16 protein-coding genes and 1 CRISPR repeat array (1 of these 17 only partly in view) are annotated in these 22785 nt (G+C 62.0%); of the genes, 12 read left to right on the forward strand and 4 right to left on the reverse strand.

Annotated features, from left to right (window positions below):
- The first annotated feature begins 81 nt into the window (after positions 1 to 81).
- The 5 genes from GTW25_RS09390 to GTW25_RS09410 are packed head-to-tail and all read left to right on the forward strand — an operon-like array spanning position 82 to position 5807.
- The gene (locus tag GTW25_RS09390) at positions 82 to 1137 is read left to right on the forward strand and encodes a sugar phosphate isomerase/epimerase family protein (RefSeq protein ID WP_252911805.1); all 1056 of its coding nucleotides are present in this window, start codon (positions 82 to 84) and stop codon (positions 1135 to 1137) included.
- 1 nt (position 1138) lies between these two features.
- Positions 1139 to 2308, forward strand: a complete 1170-nt coding sequence (locus tag GTW25_RS09395) for a Gfo/Idh/MocA family protein (RefSeq protein WP_252911806.1) — start codon at positions 1139 to 1141, stop codon at positions 2306 to 2308.
- Positions 2305 to 3810, forward strand: a complete 1506-nt coding sequence (locus GTW25_RS09400) for a sugar ABC transporter ATP-binding protein (RefSeq protein WP_252911807.1) — start codon at positions 2305 to 2307, stop codon at positions 3808 to 3810. Before GTW25_RS09395 ends, GTW25_RS09400 begins: the two co-directional genes overlap by 4 nt.
- A complete protein-coding gene (locus GTW25_RS09405) occupies positions 3807 to 4811 on the forward strand; it encodes an ABC transporter permease (RefSeq protein WP_252911809.1) in 1005 nt (334 codons plus the stop codon). The genes GTW25_RS09400 and GTW25_RS09405 overlap by 4 nt, the downstream gene beginning before the upstream one ends.
- 42 nt (positions 4812 to 4853) lie before the next feature.
- Positions 4854 to 5807: an ABC transporter substrate-binding protein gene (locus tag GTW25_RS09410; RefSeq protein WP_252911810.1), complete on the forward strand. Its 954-nt coding sequence runs from the start codon at positions 4854 to 4856 to the stop codon at positions 5805 to 5807.
- A 58-nt stretch (positions 5808 to 5865) separates the two neighbouring features.
- Here the strand turns inward: GTW25_RS09410 and GTW25_RS09415 are convergent, their stop codons facing one another.
- Positions 5866 to 6849 carry an aldo/keto reductase gene (locus tag GTW25_RS09415; protein WP_252911811.1) on the reverse strand — a complete coding sequence of 328 codons (984 nt, stop codon included), beginning with the start codon at positions 6847 to 6849 and terminating at the stop codon, positions 5866 to 5868.
- 107 nt (positions 6850 to 6956) lie between these two features.
- Here GTW25_RS09415 and GTW25_RS09420 point away from each other — a divergent pair, with 107 nt between their 5' ends.
- Entirely contained in the window at positions 6957 to 7121 is a 165-nt protein-coding gene (locus tag GTW25_RS09420; protein ID WP_252912065.1) for a hypothetical protein, read from the forward strand.
- A complete protein-coding gene (locus GTW25_RS09425; RefSeq protein WP_252911812.1) occupies positions 7114 to 7713 on the forward strand; it encodes a DNA-3-methyladenine glycosylase in 600 nt (199 codons plus the stop codon). The genes GTW25_RS09420 and GTW25_RS09425 overlap by 8 nt, the downstream gene beginning before the upstream one ends.
- Here the strand turns inward: GTW25_RS09425 and GTW25_RS09430 are convergent.
- The 3 genes from GTW25_RS09430 to GTW25_RS09440 form a co-directional block, all read right to left on the reverse strand.
- Positions 7662 to 8300, reverse strand: a complete 639-nt coding sequence (locus GTW25_RS09430) for an exopolysaccharide biosynthesis protein (RefSeq protein WP_252911814.1) — start codon at positions 8298 to 8300, stop codon at positions 7662 to 7664. The two genes, GTW25_RS09425 and GTW25_RS09430, sit on opposite strands and share 52 nt — an antisense overlap.
- A 71-nt stretch (positions 8301 to 8371) precedes the next feature.
- Positions 8372 to 9763 carry a TRAP transporter large permease gene (locus GTW25_RS09435; protein WP_252911816.1) on the reverse strand — a complete coding sequence of 464 codons (1392 nt, stop codon included), beginning with the start codon at positions 9761 to 9763 and terminating at the stop codon, positions 8372 to 8374.
- A gap of 6 nt (positions 9764 to 9769) precedes the next feature.
- On the reverse strand, positions 9770 to 10369 hold the full coding sequence (locus GTW25_RS09440; protein WP_308206247.1) for a TRAP transporter small permease subunit: 600 nt from the start codon (positions 10367 to 10369) through the stop codon (positions 9770 to 9772).
- A 367-nt stretch (positions 10370 to 10736) separates the two neighbouring features.
- Between GTW25_RS09440 and GTW25_RS09445 the strand changes: the two genes are divergently transcribed.
- The 5 genes from GTW25_RS09445 to cas2 all read left to right on the forward strand — a co-directional run bounded on the left by GTW25_RS09445 (position 10737) and on the right by cas2 (position 21510).
- Complete coding sequence (locus GTW25_RS09445; protein ID WP_252911817.1) at positions 10737 to 14207, forward strand: indolepyruvate ferredoxin oxidoreductase family protein; 3471 nt, start codon at positions 10737 to 10739, stop codon at positions 14205 to 14207.
- Between the two features lie 146 nt (positions 14208 to 14353).
- On the forward strand, positions 14354 to 16579 hold the full coding sequence (locus tag GTW25_RS09450; RefSeq protein ID WP_252911818.1) for a putative bifunctional diguanylate cyclase/phosphodiesterase: 2226 nt from the start codon (positions 14354 to 14356) through the stop codon (positions 16577 to 16579).
- 267 nt (positions 16580 to 16846) lie between these two features.
- Positions 16847 to 20173, forward strand: a complete 3327-nt coding sequence (cas9, locus tag GTW25_RS09455) for a type II CRISPR RNA-guided endonuclease Cas9 (protein WP_252911819.1) — start codon at positions 16847 to 16849, stop codon at positions 20171 to 20173.
- A gap of 57 nt (positions 20174 to 20230) precedes the next feature.
- Positions 20231 to 21148 (forward strand): type II CRISPR-associated endonuclease Cas1, encoded by a 918-nt coding sequence (gene cas1 / locus GTW25_RS09460; RefSeq protein WP_252911821.1) that lies wholly within the window; start codon positions 20231 to 20233, stop codon positions 21146 to 21148.
- The gene (gene cas2 / locus GTW25_RS09465) at positions 21145 to 21510 is read left to right on the forward strand and encodes a CRISPR-associated endonuclease Cas2 (RefSeq protein ID WP_252911822.1); all 366 of its coding nucleotides are present in this window, start codon (positions 21145 to 21147) and stop codon (positions 21508 to 21510) included. The genes cas1 and cas2 overlap by 4 nt, the downstream gene beginning before the upstream one ends.
- Before the next feature lie 72 nt (positions 21511 to 21582).
- Positions 21583 to 22785: a CRISPR direct-repeat array (repeat unit 36 nt; unit sequence AGCTTAGCAGTTCAGAAAACGCGGTCCAGCGGCAAC) (it continues 877 nt past the right edge of the window).

Below are 22785 nucleotides of genomic sequence, written 5' to 3' on the forward strand. Positions count from 1 at the left end.
CATCGCTGCAACGCAGCAGTTTTACGCTGCAAATGCGAGATATCGACGAGGTCGGGCGTGGAGGCGTCCGGGAGGAGATTTATGAAGACGATCAAAGGCCCGGCGCTTTTCCTTGCGCAGTTCGCGAGCGACGAAGCGCCGTTCAATTCCTGGGATTCCATTACCAAATGGGCCGCCGATTGCGGCTATAAAGGCGTGCAGGTTCCCAGCTGGGACGCACGGCTGATCGATCTCGACAAGGCCGCATCCTCCAGGGACTATTGCGAAGAATTCGCCGGCAAGGCGAGCGAGAACGGCGTCGAGGTGACCGAGCTTTCGACGCATCTTCAGGGCCAGCTCGTCGCCACGCACCCGGCCTATGACGAGGCCTATGACGGCTTCACCGTGCCGGCGATGCGCGGCAATCCGAAGGCACGGCAGGAATGGGCCGTCGATCAGGTGAAGAAGGCGCTGACCGCCTCGAAGAATCTCGGCCTCACCGGCCTCGCCTCCTTCTCAGGCGCGCTTGCCTGGCCGTATCTCTATCCGTGGCCGCAGCGGCCTGCGGGGCTGATCGAGACGGCGTTCGACGAACTCGCACGCCGCTGGAAACCGATACTCGACCATGCGGATTCGTGCGGCGTCGACGTCTGCTACGAAATCCATCCGGGCGAAGACCTTTTCGACGGCGCGACGTTCGAGATGTTCCTGGAGCGCGTCGGCAACCATGCCCGCGCGAACATGCTCTACGACCCGTCGCACTACGTGCTCCAGTGCCTCGATTATCTCGACAATATCGACATCTATGCCGAGCGCATCCGCATGTTCCACGTCAAGGACGCCGAGTTCAATCCTACCGGCCGGCAGGGCGTCTATTCGGGATACCAGCCCTGGGTGAACCGGGCCGGCCGCTTCCGCTCGCTCGGCGACGGACAGGTCGATTTCGGCGCGGTCTTTTCCAAGCTCACCGCCAACGATTTCGACGGCTGGGCCGTGGTCGAATGGGAATGCTGCCTCAAGCATCCCGAGGACGGCGCGCGCGAGGGCGCGGAATTCGTCAAGAGCCACATCATCCGCGTGACGGAAAAGGCGTTCGACGATTTCGCCGACGGTGGGACCGACGAAGCCGCCAACCGCCGCATGCTGGGGCTCGGATAACATGGCGATCATCGGCACTTCGGAAACCCGCACCGGTCCCATTCGCCTCGGCATGGTGGGCGGCGGCAAGGATGCGTTCATCGGCGCGGTCCATCGCATCGCCGCGCGGATCGACGGCGAATACCAGCTCGTCGCCGGCGCGCTGTCGTCCACGCCGCAAAAGGCGCTGGAATCGGGCCGCGCGCTCGGGCTGGACGAGAAGCGCATCTACGGCTCCTATCGCGACATGGCTTCGCGCGAGGCGCGGCTGAAGGACGGTATCGAGGCGGTCGCCATCGTCACGCCGAACCATATGCACTATCCGATCGCGCGCGAGTTCTTAAAGCGCGGCATCCATGTCATCTGCGACAAGCCGCTGACCTCGACGCTGGCCGATGCCAGAAAGCTTGAAAAGCTTGCGGGCGAGAGCGAAGCGCTGTTCGTCCTGACCCATAACTATACCGGCTATCCGATGATCCGGCAGGCGCGGGAGATGATCGCGAATGGCGACATCGGCGAGATTCGCGTTGTGCAGGCCGAATATGCACAGGACTGGCTGACGGAAGCTGCCGAGGAAAGCGGCTCCAAACAGGCCGCATGGCGCACCGATCCGGCGCAATCGGGCGCGGGCGGGTCGATCGGCGATATCGGAACGCATGCCTTCAATCTTCTGTCCTTCGTGACCGGGTTGCAGACGGAGGAGCTTGCGGCCGAACTGCATCGCTTCGTGCCGGGGCGGCGCGTCGACGACAACGCGCATATCCTCCTGCGTTTTGCCGGCGGCGCGCGCGGCATGCTCTGGTCGAGCCAGGTGGCTCCGGGCTGCGAGAACGGCCTCAAGCTGCGCGTATTCGGCGACAAGGGCGGCATTGAATGGTGCCAGGAAGAGCCGAACAAGCTCTGGTTCACGCCGTTTGGCGAGCCGAAGCGGCTGATCACCCGCAACGGCGCGGGCGCGGGCGCGGCGGCAGCGCGCGTCAGCCGCATCCCGCCGGGGCACCCGGAAGGCTATCTCGAAGGATTCGCCAACATCTATGCCGAGGCTGCCCGCGCGATCCGCGCGAAACAGGTCGGGGACAAGCTGCCGGCGGAGGTTGTCTATCCGACCGTCGCCGACGGTGTCGAAGGTCTGAAATTCATCGACGCCTGCGTTCGTTCGTCGGCAAAGAACGGGAGCTTCGTCAAGCTGTGAGCGACAGCCCCGCCATTCTCGAAGCACGCGACGTGTCCCGGTCCTTCGGCCCGGTCGAGGTGTTGCATGGCGTGGAGATCGCGCTGCGCGCCGGCGAGGTTCACGCGCTGATCGGCGAGAACGGGGCTGGCAAGTCGACGGTGATGAAAATCCTGTCGGGCTATCTGGAGCCGACCACGGGCGAGTTGCTGCTGGACGGCAAGCCCGTTCGATTTTCCTCCAGCGAAGAGGCCGAAGACAAGGGCGTCATCCTGATCCATCAGGAATTCAACCTCGCCGAACAATTGACCGTCGAGGAGAACATCTTTCTCGGCCGCGAGCTCAAGCGCGGCATCTTCCTCGACAAGAAGCGCATGCAGACGGAAGCCTCGCGGCTTTTGTCGGCGCTGGAGACGCGGGTTAGCCCTAATGCCCGCGTCTCCGACATTTCCGTTTCCGACAAGCAGATGGTCGAGATCGCCAAGGCTTTGTCGCGAAATGCCCGCGTCCTCATCATGGACGAGCCGACGGCGGTCCTGACCAACCGCGAGGCCGAGGTGCTGTTCCGCCAGATCGAGCGCCTGAAGGCCAGCGGCACGGCAATTCTCTATACCTCGCACAAGCTCGACGAAGTCGCCCGGATCGCCGACCGCGTCACCGTGTTTCGCGACGGTGCACGCGTCGCTGCTGTCAAGGCGGGCGAGATGAACGAGGACCAGATGGCGCAGGCCATGGTCGGGCGCGAATTGTCCAACCTCTTTCCGGCCAAGTCCCCCATGGCGGATCGCAAGACCGTTCTTGCGGTGCGCGATTTCGATGTGGAGAACATCGTCGCCGATGCCTCCTTCGACCTTCGGCGCGGCGAGATTCTCGGCTTTGCGGGTCTTGTCGGGGCGGGGCGCACCGAACTCATGGAGGGGCTGATCGGGGTTCGCGCGGCGCGCGGAGCCGTCGAGATCGACGGAAAGAAGGTGGCGATAAGCAACGTCAAGGACGCGCGCCGGCTCGGCCTCGTCTATCTGACCGAGGATCGCAAAGGGCGCGGCCTCGTTTTGACGCAGGGCATGCGCGAGAACCTGACCTTGCTCGCGCTCGACCGGTTCGGCCGCTACGCGCTCGACGCAAAGGCCGAGGATGCGGCGCTGACCAAGGCGATTTCCGAGTTCGACGTGCGCGCGCCGACGCGCGACGTTCGCGTCGGCAACCTTTCGGGCGGCAACCAGCAGAAGCTGCTTCTGGCAAAGACCATGCTGGCCGAGCCCGACATCGTCATCATCGACGAGCCGACGCGCGGCATCGACATCGGCACCAAGCAGCAGATCTACGAATTCATCCACAAGCTCGCCGCTTCCGGCAAGAGCGTCATCGTCATCTCCTCGGAGATGGCCGAGATCATCGGTCTGTCGCACCGGGTCGTCGTGATGCGGTCAGGCCGCATCACCGGCATCCTTCAGGGCGACGACATCAACGAGGACCAGATCGTGCGCTACGCCATGGGCCTCGAAGGCAGGGCCGCAGCATGACCAGCGAAACCGCAACCATCGCCCCCGCACGCAAGGGCTTTCGCATCGACTTCCACGTCTGGGGGCCGGTGATCGCGCTTCTGGCGCTGATCGCGCTCGGCGCGTTCCTGAACCCGAATTTCCTCAGCTACGGCAACGTGACGAACGTGCTCGCGCGCTCGGCCTTCATCGGCATCATCGCCGTCGGCATGACGTTCGTCATCACCTCCGGCGGGCTCGACCTGTCGGTCGGCTCGATGGCGGCTTTCATAGCGGGCGTGATGATCATGGTCATGAACGCGCTGGTGCCGTCGATGGGCGTCGGCTGGGGCGTCATCTTCGTCGGCATGGCGGCCGCGCTTGTCGTCGGCGTCGCTGCCGGTCTCGTCAACGGCCTTCTCATCACGCAGGCGCGGATCGAGGCTTTCATCGTCACGCTCGGCACGATGGGCATCTTCCGCTCGCTGATCACCTGGCTGGCGGATGGCGGTACGCTGTCGCTCGACTTCGCCGTGCGCGAAGTCTACCGGCCGGTCTATTACGGCGGCATTCTCGGCGTCGCGTGGCCGATCATCGTCTTTGCGCTGGTCGCGATCATCGGCGAGGTCATCATGCGCAAGACGCCGTTCGGTCGCCATTGCGCGGCAATCGGCTCCAACGAACAGGTCGCGCGCTATTCGGCGGTTCATGTCGAGCGGGTGCGGCTTGCCGCCTATGTGCTGCTCGGCGTTCTCGTCGGCATTGCGACCATCATGTATGTCCCGCGCCTCGGCTCGGCGTCGAGCTCGACCGGCGTTCTGTGGGAACTGGAAGCCATCGCCGCCGTCATCATCGGCGGCACGGTGCTCAAGGGCGGCTTCGGCCGCGTCTGGGGCACGGTGGTCGGCGTCCTGATCCTCAGCCTGATCGGCAACATTCTCAATCTCGCGAACCTCGTCAGTCCCTATCTCAACGGGGCGATCCAGGGCGTGATCATCATTCTGGCCGTCGTCTTGCAGCGGCAGAAGAAGACGGAGCGATAGGCAATGTACGCTCCAACGAATTCAACCAAGGGAGGAAAAACCATGAAATTGACAGCATTGGCAGGGGCGCTGGCCCTCGGCGTCGCATTCGCAACGCCGCTTTACGCACAGGACGCCGAGACGGCGGTGATCGGCGTGTCGATCCCGGCCGCTACTCACGGCTGGGCCGGCGGCATGAACTTCCACGCGCAGGCCACCATCGCGGCGCTGGAAGAACGCTATGAGAACCTCGACTTCGTGCTTTCGACGGCGAGTGATCCGGGCCAGCAGGTCTCGGACATCGAGGACATGATGGCGACGCGCAACATCGACGCCCTCGTCGTGCTGCCGTTTGAATCCGAGCCGCTGACCGGGCCTGTCGCCCGCGTCAAGGAAGCCGGCAAATGGGTGACGGTCGTCGATCGCGGCCTCAGCCAGGAGAACATCGAGGACCTCTACGTCGCCGGCGACAATCCGGGCTTCGGACGCGTGGCGGGCGAGTTCTTCAAGCAGCAGCTTCCCGATGGCGGCAACGTCCTCGTCCTGCGCGGAATCCCGACCACGATCGACAATGAGCGCGTCGAGGCGTTCGAGGCCGCGATCGAGGGATCGGGCATCGAGATCGTCGGCATGGAGCACGGCAACTGGAACCGCGACGACGCATTCGAGGTCACACAGGACCTTCTGTCGCGCAATTCCGACGTCGCGGCCATCTGGGCGTCCGATGACGACATGGCCGTCGGCGCCATCGAGGCGATCAACCAGGCCGGCCGCGAGGGCGAGATGTGGGTGCTCGGCGGCGCCGGCATGAAGGAAATGATCGAGCGCGTGCGCGATGGCGACGAGATGGTTCCGGCCAACGTCACCTACCCGCCGGCGATGATCGGCACGGCGATCGAACTCACCGCGCTCAACTTCGTCGGCAATGCGCCGGTCTCGGGCGAGTTCATCATCGGTTCGGTCCTGATCACGCAGGACAATGCCGAGCAGTATTACTACCCCGACAGCCCGTTCTGATCGGCTGAGACGACGTTACCGAAGGGGCGGCTCGCACAAGCGGGCCGCCCCTTTCCATTCAGCAATAGCGCTCAGGTCCGTTCGCCTGCGCGTCGTTGTAGCGGTCGCCATGGGCGAAGCCTGCGGGCATGATCTCGTCGATCTCGGCAAGGTCGGAAGCCGACGGGTCAAGGTCCGCGCCGGCTGCGCATTCGTCCAGATGCCCGGCCGTGCGGGTGCCGGGAATGGCGACGATATGCGGCGCGCGCGACAGCACCCAGGCGATGGCAAGAGCCGCCGGGGGCTGGCCTTTCGCTTCGGCGAAAGCGCGGAAACGGTCGAACGCCTTTTGATTGTAGGCGAAATTCGGAGCCATGAAGCGCGGATTGGTGCGGCGGAAATCGAACGGGCCGAAGCGCTCCGGGTCGAGCGGGGCTGTCGAGAACATGCCGCGCGCCAGCGGCGAGAACGCCACGAGCGCCGTGCCGTTGCGCCGGCACGCGTCGACGAGGCCGAGTTCGGGCAGCCGCGTCCACAGCGAATATTCGTTCTGCACGGCGGCGACGGGATGAACGGCCGAGGCGCGTTCCAGCGTCGAAGGTGCGATTTCGGACAGGCCGATCGCGCCGATCTTGCCCTCGTCCTTGAAGCGGACGAGCGTTTCCATCACGTCCTCGATCGGACGCGACTGCTCGCGTCGGTGGATATAGAACAGCGCAACATGATCGACGCCGAGCCGGCGCAGCGAGGCTTCGAGACTGGCACGCAGATATTCGGGCGAATTGTCGAACCGACGCGGTGGCCCATTTTCGATCCCGGCCTTGGTGGCGATGGTGAAGCGGTTGCCGTTGGCGCGGATAAAGGAGCCGATTACATCTTCCGAAGCGCCGTTGCCGTAGATGTTGGCCGTATCGAGATGATCGATGCCCAGATCGAGCGCGCGGGCAAGAGTTCGGTGGCTCTCGGCCTCGTTGGTCGGGCCGAACATGCCGCCGAAACTCATGCAGCCGAGGCCGACCGCTCCGATCTCCACCCCGTTCTCTCCGAGCCTGCGCTTCTTCATGCCGTTCTCCTGCCAAAATCAATTCGCTTCTCACATAAACCGTCGCGCCGCCTCGTGCGAGGGAACATGCGTCGCCATTCGCGCGTCATGTTCGAAAGGAGACGATCATGACCGCCAACACCATGCCCGACCCGAGAAAGCCGGACGAGGCGCCGGACCTGCCGCCGGTGCCGCGTCCCGCGCCGATCGAAGAGCCGCAGCCCGATACGATGCCCGACGAAACGCCGACACCCAATCCGGACGAACAGGACGATCCGCCCCTCCATGTCTGACGCATTGACGGAGGCATTCTTCGACCGTCATCCGGCGGAAGTCGCGCGGGACCTGATCGGCATCCGGCTCGACGCCGGCGAGGTTGCCGGGATCATCGTCGAGACGGAGGCTTTTGCGCCCGACGATCCGGCCTCGCATTCCTTCGGCGGCCCCAAACAGCGCAATGCGGCCATGTTCGGCGATCCGGGCACAGCCTATGTCTATCGGTCATACGGCCTGCACTGGTGCCTGAACCTCGTGTGCATGCCGGGTAGCGCGGTTCTCCTGCGTGCGCTGGAACCGGTCGGCGGGCTCGATCTCATGCGGGCGCGACGCGGACTCGACACCGCGCGGCTCCTATGCGCAGGCCCCGGCCGGCTGGCGCAGGCGCTCGGCGTCGATGCGGGTTGGAACGGCGTGGCCATGCACGCCCATATGCGACGATATACGCAGCCGGAAATCGTCGTCGGCGTCCGAATCGGAATCTCGAAGGCCATCGATATCGAATGGCGCTTCGGCGAGGCGGGATCGGCCTATCTGAGCCGGCCTTTCCGAGCCGTTCAGCCCCAGGCGAAAGAGGCGAGGCTTCGCCCCGCGAACAGCACCAGATAGGCAAGCGCGCCGAAATAGACCGTGGTCGCCGCAAGCATCGCATAGCCGGCAATGACGAGCAGCCCGTCGCGCTGCGCCATGCCCAGTGACAGGAACAGGATCGCGAATGCCGGCAGCGTGTTGGAGAACGGCACCAGCCCAAGCGGAAACATCAGGAGAACCGCTCCGGCGAAGATCGCCGTTCCGTTGACGCGGTTCGCGAAAGCGGTTCGCGTCAAGGTTTCCATGCGTTGGCGGATGAGGCGCTCGATGCGCTCGATGATGCCGAGACCACGCTGGAGGACGGACTTCAATGCCGAAGCGTCGAGCGTCCGGTCCATGATGCGGGACGGCAGCCAAGGCGTCCGGTTGGCGACGATCCCGACGGACAGAAGCAGGATGGCGAGGCCGAAAACCGTGCTGACTCCCGGAATGGAAACCGGCAGCAGGAAGGGGATCGACAGAAGCGCACACAACAGGAGCGATCCGTGATCGCCGAGCCGTTGCAGGATTTCGCGCAGCGTCACCCGCGGCGTGTCAAGCGACGCGATCATCCGGGCGACGGCTTCGCCGACCGTTTCGGTGCGTTCGGGGTAGGAAAGCGACATCAAGTCCTCGACAAGTAAAAAAGGCCGGCGATCGGATGACCGCCGGCCCGATTTATCACTCGCGTCGCCGATCAGCTATAGAGCCAGCGCGGCAGCCAGGTCGCGATCGCGGGGAAGGTGAAGATGATCGCGAGAGCAACAAGCTGGAGAAGGACGAACGGAATGACGCCGCGATAGATCATGCCCGTCGACACGCTGTTGGGCGCGACGCCGCGCAAATAGAAGAGCGAGAAGCCGAAGGGCGGCGTCATGAACGATGTCTGCAGATTGACGCCGATCATCACGCCCAGAAGGATCGGATCGATGCCAAGCGTCAAAAGCACGGGAGCGGTGATCGGGACCACGATGAAGATGATCTCGAAGGCGTCCAGAATGAAGCCGAGGACGAACATCAGTGCCATCACGACCAGGATCGCCATACCGAGACCACCGGGCATGTTGACCAGGAATTCGTGTACGAGATCCTCGCCGCCCATCATGCGGAAAACGATCGAAAATACGGCCGCGCCGAACAGGATGACGAAGATCATCGTCGTGATTGTTGCGGTCGACTGAACGGCTTCACGCAGCATCGTAAAGCTCATGCGCCCGCGCAGGATCGCGAGAAGCATCGCACCGACGGCACCGACCGAGGATGCTTCGGTTGGTGTTGCGATGCCGCCGAGGATCGAGCCGAGCACCGCCATGATCAGCAGAAGCGGAGGAACGAGCGCTGTGACGACTTCCAGCAGCAGGCCCTTCTTCTCGCTTTCGGGAACCGGGGTCGCCGGACAACTTTGCGGATCCAGCACAGCCTTGACGAGCATCCAGCCGAGATAGAGCACGATCAGAAGCGCACTTGGAACGAGTGCGCCCGCGAACAGATCGCCCACCGACATCGGCACGGGTGCGAAATTGCCTTGCGCCATCTGAACCTGCGCGTTGATGCCCGAGAGCATGTCGCCCATAAGGATCAGCACCGTGGAGGGCGGAACGATCTGCCCGAGCGTGCCCGAGGCGCAGATGATGCCACAGGCGAGTTTCGGATCGTAGCCGGAGCGCAGCATGGCCGGCAACGAGATCAGTCCCATGGTGACGACGGTCGCGCCGACGACGCCCGTCGATGCCGCAAGAAGCGCACCGACAAGAATGACGGAGATGCCAAGGCCGCCGCGCACATTGCCGAAGAGCTTTCCCATCGTCGTGAGAAGCTGCTCGGCAATCTTGGAGCGCTCCAGAACGACGCCCATGAAGACGAAAAGCGGCACGGCAACGAAGACTTCGTTGGTCATCGTTCCAAGGAAACGATTTGCCAGAGACCCGAAATTGGATGGATCGAAAACGCCGAAAAACATGCCGATCGCGCCGAAGATCAGTGACACGCCGGCCAATGTGAACGCGACCGGGAAGCCCAGCATGAGGAAGCCGATGATGCCGAAGAACATCAGGCCGGAAAGAATTTCACCGAGGAGTACGGGATCCATTATGTATCAGTCCTGATGTACCGGGTAGCGCAGATCGGCCGGCAGGAGATGTTCCTTGCCCATCAGCACGAGAATTGAGCGGAGCGCCATGGCGACGCCTTGGATGAACACCACGAATGCGAAGACCAGGATGAAGCTCTTGAGGATGTAGAGGCCCGGCATGCCGCCGAAATTCGCCGACCCCTCCGATATACGCCAGGAACGGGCGATGTAGGTCCAGCTATAGACATAGGTGATCCAGCAGAACGGGATTAGAAAGACCACGACGCCGATCAGGTCGATCAGGGCTTTCCTTTGCACGGAAGCCGGCCGGTAGAAGATGTCCACGCGCACATGCGAATCCTTCAGCAGCGCATAGCCCGCTACCGCAGTGAACATCGCACCGTTCAACCATACATAAAGGTCTTGCATCCAGATGATGGAGAACCCGAACACGTAGCGCTGTACGACCACCGTGAAGCATACGGCGACCATGACCAGCGAAAGCCATGAAAACGTATTGCCGAGCAAGCGGTTGAAACTGGCGATCGCCCGGATCAGGAACACGATCAGTCCCATCAATTTGTCCTCGAAGGGCGTGCGGCGGCCATCGCATGGCGTTCGCACGCGCAATTCCTCATTGCGTGAAACATAGATCCTCCACTTTTTCGCCGCCTGCCGCGTTTCACGGTCTGTTTCGGCGGCGATTGCTCCCACACTCGAATTGCGACAATGCGACCGGGACCGCTCTTGTCAACGCTGCGCATCAAAATCTGGCGGCTCCTAACAGCTTTACCGGCTCGACAGAAGCCTTTTTGACACGACGCATTGTTTAGACATGTGACGGCGACACAATATTGCGCACATCATACGCAAACCTTGCCGGAGATTGCTCTTTTGCGTTCCGTTGGGAAAAGGTTTGACGGATTTGCAGTGGCAGCGAAAATTGGCGCAGCCAGTCGGCCCTCGGGTCGTGCCAGCGGGGAGGAATTCAATGACGCTTCACGACGTTGCGCTGAACGACAAATACGATTTGACCAAGGAACGGATATTCATTTCCGGGTCGCAGGCGATCGTGCGCATGCTGATGATGCAGCGCGAGCACGACCGGCGCAGCGGACTTAATACGGCAGGCTTCGTGTCCGGCTATCGCGGATCGCCGCTCGGCGGGCTCGACCAGCAATTGTGGAAAGCGCGGCGCGAACTGAAAGAAGCCGACATCGTCTTCCAGCCCGGCCTCAACGAGGAACTCGCGGCGACCGCCTGCTGGGGTACGCAGCAGACCGAGCTTCTCGGCGAAGGCAGGCATGACGGCGTCTTTTCGCTCTGGTACGGCAAGGGACCGGGCGTCGACCGGTCCGGCGACGTCTTCCGCCATGCCAATCTCGCCGGCACCTCGCCGCATGGCGGCGTGCTCGCTTTGATGGGAGACGACCATACGGCCGAATCCTCTACCAACGCGCATGCGACCGAATTCCTGTTCGTCGACACGATGAGCCCGATCTTCAATCCGGCCGGCGTGCAGGAACTCGTCGATTACGGCCTCTACGGCTTCGCACTGTCGCGGTTCGCGAGCGTCTGGTCGGCGATGAAATGCGTCAAGGACAATATCGAATCCACCGCGTCCGTCGACGTTTCGCTCGACCGCCTGAACATCGTCCTGCCGGAAATCGAGCTGCCGCCAGGCGGCCTGGCGATCCGCCACGAAATCGACCAGATGGGGCAGGAGGCGCGGCTTCACGAATACAAACGAGCTGCCGCCGCCGCCTTCATCCGAGTCAACACGCTCAACCGGATCGTCTATTCGGGCGGATCAGGCGCGAGGCTCGGCATCGTCACCGTGGGCAAATCCTATCTCGACGTGCGCCAGGCGCTCGACGATATCGGCATCGGCGAGGCCGAGGCCAACCGGCTCGGCATCCGCCTCTTCAAGGTCGCCTGCCCGTGGCCGCTCGATTACGAGCACATCGCCGAATTCGCCGAGGGGCTGGAAACAGTCATCGTCGTCGAGGAAAAGCGCTCGCTGATCGAAGTGCAGATGCGCGAGCATCTTTATGGCACCGCCAACCAGCCCTCGATCGTCGGTAAGAAGGACGAGCGGGGCGACTGGCTCTTTCCCGCGCCCGGCGCGCTCGATCCGAACGACATCGCGATCGCGATCGGCGAACGTGTCCTGAAGACCATCGGTCATTCGGAGGAGATCGCAGCCCGCGTCGCGCAGATGCGCCAGTTCCAGGCGATGATGGCCGAGACGAAGAACGTTTCGAGCCGCACGCCCTATTTCTGCTCCGGCTGCCCGCACAATTCCTCGACCAAGTTACCGGAGGACTCGATCGCCGGCGGCGGCATCGGCTGTCATTTCATGTCGCTGTGGATGGATCGCGGCACGGTCGGCTTCACGGCCATGGGCGGCGAGGGCGCGCAATGGGTGGGCCAGGCCCCGTTCTCGAAGCGCGATCACATCTTCCAGAATCTCGGCGACGGCACCTACAACCATTCCGGCTCGCTGGCGCTGCGCTTCGCGCTCGCGAGCGATGCGAACATCACCTACAAGATTCTTTACAATGACGCCGTCGCCATGACGGGCGGGCAGCCGCATGAAGGCGGGCTGACCGTCGACATGATCGCGAACCAGGTGCGCGGCGAAGGCGTCGAGCGGATCGCGGTCGTCACCGACGAGCCGGACAAATATGGCGGCCGGGTGCAGTTTCCCGCCGGTGCCACGATCCACCACCGCGATGACCTTGACGCAGTCCAGCGCGAATTGCGCGACGTCGAAGGCGTGTCGGTGCTGCTCTACGACCAGACCTGCGCCGCCGAAAAGCGCCGCCGGCGCAAGCGCGGCACCTTCCCCGATCCCGACAAGCGCGTCATCATCAACGAACTCGTCTGCGAAGGCTGCGGGGATTGCGGAGTGAAGTCCAACTGCGTGTCCGTCCAGCCCCTCGAAACCGAGTTCGGCCGTAAAAGGCGCATCGATCAATCCTCGTGCAACAAGGATTTTTCCTGCGTCAACGGCTTCTGTCCGTCCTTCGTGACGGTCCACGGCGCGAAGATCAAGAAGGCAGAGGGCCGCGCCGCCGGGGGCGATCCGCTGGACGGCGTGCCGGAGCCGATTCTCGCCGCGCTCGACACCGGATGGTCGGGCATCGTCGACGGCATCGGCGGCACGGGCGTCGTGACCATCGGGGCCGTGATCGGCATGGCGGCGCATCTGGAAGGCAAGGGCTGCGGCGTCATCGACATGGCGGGGCTCGCGCAAAAGGGCGGCGCGGTCTTCAGCCATATGCGCATCGCCAGAACGCCGGAGGACATCCACGCGATCCGCGTCTCGGCCGGCAAGGCGGACATGGTGCTCGGCTGCGACCTCGTCGTCTCCGGCAGCGCCAAGATCCTGTCATCCGTGCGCGAAGGCAAGACGATATTCGTCGGCAACACGGCCGAAGTCATGCCGGGCGATTTCGCGCGTTCGGCAGATTTCTCGCTGCCCGTAGAGCGGGTGAAGCGCGCGGTCAGCCGTGCGGTCGGCGAGCAGAACGCGCATTTCATCGATGCCACGCGCACCGCTCAGACCCTGTTCGGCAATGCGCTCGCCGCTAACATGTTCATGCTCGGCTTTGCCTATCAGAACGGCGCGCTTCCGCTCTCGGCCGCCGCGATCGAAAAGGCGATCGACCTCAATGGGCAGGCGGTCGCGATGAATGTCGCGGCGTTTCGCTGGGGGCGCCGCGCCGCCGTGAAGCCGCAGGAGATCGCCGGGCTTCTCGATGCCGATGCCACGCAGGCGACGAAGATCAGTGACACGCTCGACGAGATCGTGGCGCGCCGGGTCGAGTTCCTGACGGATTACCAGAACGCCGCCTACGCGCGGCGCTATGCCGACAAGATCGCGGCGATCCGCGTGGCCGAGGAAGCCGCCGATCCGGGCTCCACGGCCGTTACGGAGGCGGTCGCGCGGTCGCTCTTCAAGCTTATGGCGATCAAGGACGAGTACGAGGTGGCGCGTCTTTATACCGACGGCAATTTCAAGCGGCAGCTCGCGCGCGAATTCTCGGGCTACGAGCGGCTCGAATTCCATCTGGCCCCGCCGATCCTGGGCCGCATGGGGACCGACGGCCAGCCGCGCAAGTCGACCTTCGGCCCTTGGATGATGAAGGCGTTCGGCCTCCTGGCGCGCTTCAAGGGGCTGCGAGGCACGCCGCTCGATCTGTTCGGTTATACCGCCGAGCGTCGACACGAGCGCGCCTTGCTGGCGAATTTCGAAACCGATCTCGACCTGATCCGCTCGCTTCTGGCCCCCGGCCGCATCGTGGAGGCGACCGCGCTCGCGGCCCTGCCGCAAACGATACGCGGCTTCGGCCACGTCAAGGAGGCCAATGCCGCGCGCGCCGACGCGGAGCGCCGCCGCCTCACCGAACGCCTCAAGGCCGCGCCCGCCGAGCGACGTCTTGAGGCGGCTGAATGAACCTTTGGCGGTCAATGATTGTTTAAGCAGGGTCTGTCACAGCTTGTAACGCAACTTGACGGGACCTGGCGGTGAAACCGGAAAAGACATCAGTTGACCGGCATATCCATGTTGGCTTCGTACGCTCGTTGTTCGAAGATCCTGGCGTGCTTTTGACCGCAGGTGTGTGCAACGGCCTGATCGCGATACTGGTCTACGGGACGACACGGCACCCGATCTATCTGATTCTCGGCGCGGCGCTGCTCGTGTCGTCCACATACCGCTACCTGACGATCCGCCACGTCAAGAAGACCAATGCGATCACGGATATGGCGTCAGCCCGACGGGCTGAACGAGCCTATATTCTGGGAGGCATCGTCCAGAGCGCCTTCATGGGCGCCTTCGCCTTCACAGCCATCGTGCTCGTCCCCGACGTTTTCGGAGAACTGGCCGCCATCGCCGTGATCATGGCGGGCGCGGCGACGGTCGTCGGGCGCAATTACGGCTCGCGGCCGATGGTCGCCGTGTTCGGCTTCACCAGCGTGCTGCCGGTCGCTGCCGCGCTGATGCTGAAGGGCGAGTTCAACTATTTCCTGCTCGGCCTCTACATCGTTCCGTTCATGATCATCCTGATGCGCATGGCCGCCAATGTGCGCGGCATCCTGATATCGGCGATCTCGGAAGAATTGAAGACCAAGGACATCGCCCAGCGCTTCGATCGCGCCCTGAACACCATGCCGCACGGGCTCGTCATGCTCGACGCCGAGGGCAAGACCGTGGTGGCGAACATGCGCGCGGCCGAAGCGCTGCGTTTCGAAGACGCCTCGCTGTTGCAGCGCCGCACCTTGAAGGCGCTGCTGCTGCGTGTCGCGGCAAGCGGCCTTTTGTCGACGAAGGATGCAAGCTTCGCGGATGCCGAATTGATGAAGGCGATCCGCGACGGGCGCGAGCGCCGCCTGCGGCTCAAACTGACCGATGGCCGTCATCTGGAATTCACCGCGCGTGCGGGGCGGGACGAACTGGGTGTCATCACCTTCGAGGACGTCACGCGTCGCGTCGAATCGGACGACAAGATCAGGCATATGGCCCGCTACGACAGCCTGACGGGACTGCCGAACCGGGACTACTTCAACGAACTGATGATCGAGGCGAGCGAAACGGGCGACCGGCGGCGCACGATCGGCCTGGTTATCCTCGACCTCGACGATTTCAAGACCGTGAACGATACGCTCGGCCACCCTGTCGGCGACGGACTGATCGACGCGATCGCCCGGAAGCTGAAGCCGTTCGAGAGCAGGGACATCGTCATCAGCCGCTTTGGCGGCGACGAATTCGCGCTCTATTTCGACAATGTCCCGGATGCCGACACCTTTACCGAGCGCATGAACGTCATTTTCGACACGCTCACAGGCGATGCGCATGTGGCAGGTCACGTTTTGCGCATACAGGCATCGGGCGGCGCGGTTCTGGTCCCGGTTCATGGCGCCGATGTCGACGGCATGGTGGTGAAGGCCGACCTTGCCCTTTACCGGGCAAAGGAACTCGGCAAGGCGTCCTGGTATCTCTTCGAGGAGGAGATGGACCAGGCATTCCGCCGCAAGCAGCGTCTCAAGATCGATCTGCGCGCCGCCATCGAAGACAAGGCCCTTCGCGTCGTCTATCAGCCGATCGTGTCGATGGAGACGATGCAAATCGCCGGTTGCGAGGCGCTTTGCCGGTGGGATCATCCGGAACTTGGAGCGATCTCGCCCGCAATCTTCATTCCTCTGGCCGAGGAGATGGGTATCGTGTCCCGGATCAGCGAATTGGTGCTCGACACGGCATGCCGGCAATGCGTGCTTTGGCCCGAGCATATCGGCGTCTCCGTCAATCTGTCGGCAAAGGATTTCCGGTCGGGCGACATCGTCGCGACGATCGAAAGGGCGCTTGGCGACAGCGGGCTTTGCGCGCGGCGTCTCGAACTGGAGGTGACCGAAACCGCGCTTCTCGACGACAAGGCAATGACGCGGCGCTACATCGAGGACATGAAGCGGATGGGCGTCCGGATCGCGCTCGACGATTTCGGAACCGGCTATTCGTCGCTCAGCTACCTGCACAATCTGCCGCTCGACAAGATCAAGATCGACCGCTCCTTCCTGATGGACGTGACGCAGAACCGGCGCGCGCTCGACCTGTTGCGCGGAATCGTCGACATGTCGCGCCCGCTCGGCCTCGCGGTCACGATCGAGGGCGTGGAGACCTTCGAGCAGTTGAAGACTCTGGCCGAACACGTCCGCCCGGACCTTTTGCAAGGCTTCCTGTTCGGCGCGCCGCTCACGGCGTCGGGCATCGACGCGCTGGCACATACGACCTGGCCGTTCGCGAAGGATCTGAAGGCTTCGAGGCGGTCTTAACCGTGCGGATTGCAGTATCAAATAAAAAGCCCCCGCCGTGGCGAGGGCCTTATCTGGTGCTGTCGAAGCTTGTTAACGGCCAGACCGCGTTTTCTGAACTGCTAAGCAGTGACCGCACTATAGCGTATGCGCGACGAAATGCAAGTAATGTTTGTTAGTCTTTCAGACTAACGAGGCGGTGGTCTTCACGTTGCCCATGAACTTTCATGTCAAACTTTACTTTGAAGTCGTGATCGATAAAAATCCCCGCCTGGGCAGGGGGACGGCATGCACAATACGCTCTTTTCATTCGATATGGGCACCAACTCGATTGGCTGGTGCATTTTTGCGCTGAACGCAAAGAGCGAGCCCTACCGGATCGTCGATGCCGGCGTGCGCATTTTTTCTGATGGCCGTGAGCCAAAATCAGGAAATTCGCTTGCCGAAGGGCGACGCATCGCCCGGGGCATGTCACGTCGGAGGGAACGCTACAAGCGACGACGCAAGGCGGTGCTGCGCACCTTGAGCGAATATGGCTTGATGCCGGTCGATACCGCCGCGCGTCACGCTCTGGTTTCGGAGACGCGCGACCGCGGAAGAACAATCGACCCGATTGCACAGGCGGATGTCTACAATCTTCGCTCGCGGGCGCTGGATGCGGAATTGCCGCCGTTTCACGTCGGACGTGCACTCTTCCATCTCAATCAGCGGCGAGGGTTCAAATCCAATCGCAAGACCGACAAGCGCTCGAACGAAAAGGGTGCGATCGAGCTGGGAGCGGAAAGACTCCATCTTGCCATTAAAGAGGCCCGCGCCAGAACGCTCGGCGAATTTCTTGCCGGGCGACGTGGCTACGATCCGGTCCAGTTGGGGCAGGTGCGCGTGCGGGCGGGCTCGGTGGACGGGGAAGACACGGTGCCGGCGAGCGCCAAACAAGGGTATGATTTCTACCCCCAGCGCAAGATGCTTGAAGACGAGTTCAACGCGATCTGGCATGCGCAGGCAAGGTTTCAGCCGCATATCTACACTGAAGAGCGCCGTGCGCACCTGTTCCGCGTCACGTTCTTTCAGCGGGAACTCAAGCCGCAGAAGCCGGGCAAGTGCAGTTTCAACTCCCTTGAGAACCGCCTGCCAAGAGCGCATCCGCTGTTCCAGACTTTTCGACTTTACAAGGAAGTCAACGAGCTTGAGTTGGTATTGCCCGACCTCTCGCAGCGCAAGCTGTCGCCGGACGAACGTGACAACCTCATTCGCAAGCTGCGTTCGACACGCAAGGTTACATACGGGGCGTTGCGACAGGTCCTGAAGCTCGGCTCCGACATTCGCTTCAACAAGGAAACGGAAAGCCGCAAGGATATGGCCGGAGACGAGGTCTCGGCCGCTCTGTCCGCAAAGGACGCCTTTGCGAACGCCTGGTCCTCATTGTCGCTCGACGCGCAATGGGAGGTGGTCAGCCGGCTGCGGGAAGAGCAGGATTCGGCCAAGCTGCATCGATGGCTGGTCGAGACCCACGCCCTGTCAGAAGGTGCGGCAGAAGTCGTTGCGTCGATCGATCTGCCGGAAGGCTACGGGCGGCTCGGTCCAAGTGCGCTTTCTTCGCTCCTCGATCATCTGGTCGACGGTACCGACACGGACGAAAACGGTCGACAGGTCGTCATAAGCGAGGCCAAGGCTGCCGAACGAGCCGGGTACGATCACGCACTCGCACGGCAAGGCGAGGGGCTTGATCGTCTGCCGAAATATCAGGAGGTGCTGGAGCGCCGCATTCCACCCGGCAGCGGAGAGTCCGGTGATCCCTATGACGTGCGGATGGGCCGCATCACCAATCCGACCGTGCATATCGGGCTCAATCAGCTTCGCCGCCTCGTCAACCGATTGATCGCGCGCCATGGAAAGCCGAACCGGATCGCACTTGAACTGGCACGCGAACTTAACCAGAGCGACGAGCAGAAGAAAAAGATCAACACCCTCATCGCGCGCAACACGCGCGACGCGGAGCGCCGCTCTCAAAAGCTGCGTGAGGAAATTCGCGTCGCTGACAACGGCTATAACCGGATGCTTCTGCGGCTGTGGGAGGATCTGAACAAGGAAAACCCGCTCGACAGGCGATGCGTTTACAGCGGAACGGTCATCACCGTCGAAATGCTGTTCTCCGGAGCGGTCGATATAGACCATATCCTGCCATGGTCCCGCAGCCTCGACGACAGCCAGGGCAACCGAATCCTGTGTACGCGCGAAGCGAACCGCCAAAAAGGCAACTGCATTCCGTCCGAGGTTCCGCAGTGGATGGATCGCTATGACGACATATTGGAGCGCGCCGCGCGGCTGCCTGAAAACAAACGCTGGCGGTTCGCTCGCGACGCGATGGAGCAGTTCGAGAAAAACCGAGATTTCCTCGACCGGCAACTGACCGACACGCAATATCTTGCGCGCCTGGCGCACGACTATCTGGGTGCCCTCTACGGTGATGAGGAGCCGGACGGCGACGGCGTGCTCAAGCGCCGCAACCACGTCATCGTCGTCACTGGGCAAATGACCGAGATGCTGCGTCGCAAATGGGGCCTCAACAATCTTCTTCACGACCACAATTACGGTCAGACGGCAAAAGGCAAGAACAGAAAAGATCATCGTCACCATGCGATCGATGCGGCCGTCATCGGTGTGTCGACCCGAAGCCTTTTGCAGAAGATCGCCACCGCTGCCGCACGCAATGAGGAAAACGGCGCCGAAGATGCGCTTCGCCACATAGATCCGCCATGGCCGTCTTTCCGCGAGGAGTTGAAGGCAGTCGCCGGTCGGATCATCGTAAGCCACAAGCCCGATCGTGGCACTCTGCCCGCCAATGGCTCGACCGGTCCGACGGTGAGCCGGCTGCACAACGATACCGCTTACGGGCTGACTGGCCAGACGGACGAAAATGGAAACATGGTCGTCGTGCGCCGCAAGCCGTTCCTGTCCCTGACGGACAAGGATATCCCCTCGATCCGGGATGGCGATCTCAAGGCTGCCCTCGATCCATTCGTGGCAGGTTTGAGCGGCGCGGCTTTCACGCAGGCATTGATGAAATTTCAGAAGGCGGAAGGGCCGTTTCACCGAATTCGCCGCGTTCGTCTGGTCGACGGGCTGAACGTGATCGCGATTCGTGACAAGGAGGGCCGACCCTACAAAGGCTATATGGGCGGCTCCAACTATCGATACGACGTCTGGGAACTGTCGGATGGGCAATGGGACGCAGAAGTCGTTTCCATGTTCGATGCGCATCAGCCTGGCTGGAAGCCGGCGATGCGCGAAAAGCACCACAACGCCCGCAAAGTGCTCAGCCTTCGGCAAAACGACATGGTCGCCTATCAGGAAGGGGACACCCGAAGCATCGCACGGGTCCGCAAGTTTGGTCAGAACAAGCAAATCTGGTTCGATGGACACCTAGAAAGCGGAAACCTGAGCGAGCGCCACAAGGACGTGGACGACCCGTTTCGCGATTTCAGCAAAATGCCGAATGGCTTGAAGCAGATCGGTCTTCGCCAAATTCGCGTCGATGAAACCGGCCGCGTGTTCGATCCCGGACCGCAGGATGCGCAATCGCGTGCGGCAAAAAGATCAAGGCCGCACCCTTAAGTATAATTCAACGATTTTGTTTCAACCATTGCGGGTATTCATGGGTCTTGCAATGTCATGGAACGCGTTGTCGATATCGAAACCGACGGTCTTTTCCTTGCTGTCCATCGCGGGTTTCTGACCGTCAGTTCGGCCGGTGAGGAAAAGGGCCGCATCCCGCTCGACGATATCGGTGCGCTGATCGTTCACGCGCATGGCACGAGCTGGTCGAACTCGGTGATGGTGCGGCTTTCCGAGCGCGCCGTCCCCATCGTCATATGCGGCAGCAACCACGCACCGGTTGCCTGCATCTGGCCGCTGCACGGCCATCATGCGCAAGGCGCGCGCATGCGGGCGCAGATCGGCGTTTCAAAGCCGCTGACAAAACAGATCTGGCGGCAGATCGTGGCTGCGAAAATCCGCATGCAGGGCCATGTTCTTTCGGGAAATGGGGGCCAAGCCGGCGCTTTCGACCTTCTGGCGCGCAAGGTCCGCTCGGGCGATCCCGACAATATCGAGGCGCAAGCCGCGCGACGCTACTGGAAGGCGCTTTTCGGGCCGGGCTTTTCCCGCGACAGGTCGGCCGAAGGTGCGAACGCATTGTTGAACTATGGCTATACCGTTCTGCGCGCCGTGGTTTCGCGTGCTATCTGCGCGGCCGGCCTGCATCCCACGATCGGCGTTTTCCATGCGAACCGAACCAATGCCTTCGCGCTTTCAGACGATTTGATGGAACCCTACCGGCCTCTGGTCGACCAACTCGTCCTCGATCTCGTCGCAGCCGGCGAACAAGGCGTGAGCGCCGAAGCCAAACATCGTCTTGCGGCCATGACGGCGGTCGATCTCGACAATGGCGACGGGACAATCTCGCCTCTTGGCGTACAGGTGCAGCGTTTCGTGCATTCCGTGGCCGAGAGCTTCGTCACGGGGCGCCGAAATCTCGTTCTGCCGCTTCGTCCAGCCGTCCGCTCCGGCCTCCTTCCGTCCGATCCATGACGCGGCGCGAGGACAGGGCCAATACGGGCTTTTCCCATTTGAGCGGATATCAGCTGATGTGGATATTGGTGACGTTCGATCTTCCGGTGGAGACGAAAAAGCAGCGCGCGGCCGCAACGAAGTTCAGGCATTACCTGCTTGATCTCGGCTTCGAGATGAGCCAACTTTCGAATTATCTGCGCTTTTGCAACGGCAAGGAACAGTTCGAGGCACACCTTCGCAAGATCGAGCGCAACCTGCCTGCCTGGGGTGAGGTCTATGTCTTTCAGTTCACAGACCGACAATATGAAAACATCGTGCGATTCTCCGATCAACGCCGCCGACGGCGTCAGAAAAATCCCGATCAAATGGCGCTTTTTTAGCATCACGCGCCATTTCCAAAGCGTCGATGCCTCCGATTTCCCGTTGTTTTTCAGGGAGATCGGAGGACATCTAGCTTAGCAGTTCAGAAAACGCGGTCCAGCGGCAACTATGCGAACGAGCAAAATATGTAAATAGCAAGCTTAGCAGTTCAGAAAACGCGGTCCAGCGGCAACCTTAGCGCGGGTAAAGAAGACCGCCGAAAAAGCTTAGCAGTTCAGAAAACGCGGTCCAGCGGCAACTGGAACGCCTACAGGTAGAAACCGATGACGAGCTTAGCAGTTCAGAAAACGCGGTCCAGCGGCAACACCTTTCCGGTTGCGACCAGATCGCTTAACAGCTTAGCAGTTCAGAAAACGCGGTCCAGCGGCAACTCAACGCCGCATCTGGTGACGTGTTGGGCGAGCTTAGCAGTTCAGAAAACGCGGTCCAGCGGCAACCTGTTGCCGCCCATGCACTCGGTCGTCGGTAGCTTAGCAGTTCAGAAAACGCGGTCCAGCGGCAACATGCCCAAAGCAGACGTGCGGTTATAGTTTAGCTTAGCAGTTCAGAAAACGCGGTCCAGCGGCAACCCAGCGCCCGCATGAGCGACGGCAACGGCTAGCTTAGCAGTTCAGAAAACGCGGTCCAGCGGCAACGCCCAGGGCATTACGAATACTCCTTCACAGCTTAGCAGTTCAGAAAACGCGGTCCAGCGGCAACTGGACGCCAAAGATGCCGAGGCGCTTATGGAGCTTAGCAGTTCAGAAAACGCGGTCCAGCGGCAACATCGCGATTGCCCAGGCGTGCATGGAGGTTAGCTTAGCAGTTCAGAAAACGCGGTCCAGCGGCAACCGAGCACTCAACGCGCCGCCAACCCGGCAGAGCTTAGCAGTTCAGAAAACGCGGTCCAGCGGCAACCAAACGCGATCCAGAGCGCGACGCCGAAAAAGCTTAGCAGTTCAGAAAACGCGGTCCAGCGGCAACCCATGCACCATGCGATCGGCCTCGTCGTCGAGCTTAGCAGTTCAGAAAACGCGGTCCAGCGGCAACCAGCGACTTTTTGACTTCATCGCGCGCGGCAGCTTAGCAGTTCAGAAAACGCGGTCCAGCGGCAACCGTGGGCGTACCGGGGTGGCATGGGCAACCAGCTTAGCAGTTCAGAAAACGCGGTCCAGCGGCAACGACTGCAATGACCGACCTGCCCGAATGCCGAGCTTAGCAGTTCAGAAAACGCGGTCCAGCGGCAACTCGGACTTCTGCCGAACGCGACGAAAGACCAGCTTAGCAGTTCAGAA

Origin of the sequence: Aliihoeflea aestuarii (genome assembly GCF_024105665.1) — a bacterium.
Taxonomy (GTDB): Bacteria; Pseudomonadota; Alphaproteobacteria; order Rhizobiales; family Rhizobiaceae; genus Aliihoeflea; species Aliihoeflea aestuarii.

What these genes read in the sequence shown, in the direction of transcription:
- GTW25_RS09390 (WP_252911805.1), top strand. Translation starts at nt 82, where the DNA reads ATGAAGACGATCAAAGGCCCGGCGCTTTTCCTTGCGCAGTTCGCGAGC.
- GTW25_RS09395 (WP_252911806.1), top strand. Translation starts at nt 1,139, where the DNA reads ATGGCGATCATCGGCACTTCGGAAACCCGCACCGGTCCCATTCGCCTC.
- GTW25_RS09405 (WP_252911809.1), top strand. Translation starts at nt 3,807, where the DNA reads ATGACCAGCGAAACCGCAACCATCGCCCCCGCACGCAAGGGCTTTCGC.
- GTW25_RS09410 (WP_252911810.1), top strand. Translation starts at nt 4,854, where the DNA reads ATGAAATTGACAGCATTGGCAGGGGCGCTGGCCCTCGGCGTCGCATTC.
- GTW25_RS09415 (WP_252911811.1), bottom strand. Translation starts at nt 6,849, where the DNA reads ATGAAGAAGCGCAGGCTCGGAGAGAACGGGGTGGAGATCGGAGCGGTC.
- GTW25_RS09420 (WP_252912065.1), top strand. Translation starts at nt 6,957, where the DNA reads ATGACCGCCAACACCATGCCCGACCCGAGAAAGCCGGACGAGGCGCCG.
- GTW25_RS09425 (WP_252911812.1), top strand. Translation starts at nt 7,114, where the DNA reads ATGTCTGACGCATTGACGGAGGCATTCTTCGACCGTCATCCGGCGGAA.
- GTW25_RS09430 (WP_252911814.1), bottom strand. Translation starts at nt 8,300, where the DNA reads ATGTCGCTTTCCTACCCCGAACGCACCGAAACGGTCGGCGAAGCCGTC.
- GTW25_RS09435 (WP_252911816.1), bottom strand. Translation starts at nt 9,763, where the DNA reads ATGGATCCCGTACTCCTCGGTGAAATTCTTTCCGGCCTGATGTTCTTC.
- GTW25_RS09445 (WP_252911817.1), top strand. Translation starts at nt 10,737, where the DNA reads ATGACGCTTCACGACGTTGCGCTGAACGACAAATACGATTTGACCAAG.
- cas9 (WP_252911819.1), top strand. Translation starts at nt 16,847, where the DNA reads ATGCACAATACGCTCTTTTCATTCGATATGGGCACCAACTCGATTGGC.
- cas1 (WP_252911821.1), top strand. Translation starts at nt 20,231, where the DNA reads ATGGAACGCGTTGTCGATATCGAAACCGACGGTCTTTTCCTTGCTGTC.
- cas2 (WP_252911822.1), top strand. Translation starts at nt 21,145, where the DNA reads ATGACGCGGCGCGAGGACAGGGCCAATACGGGCTTTTCCCATTTGAGC.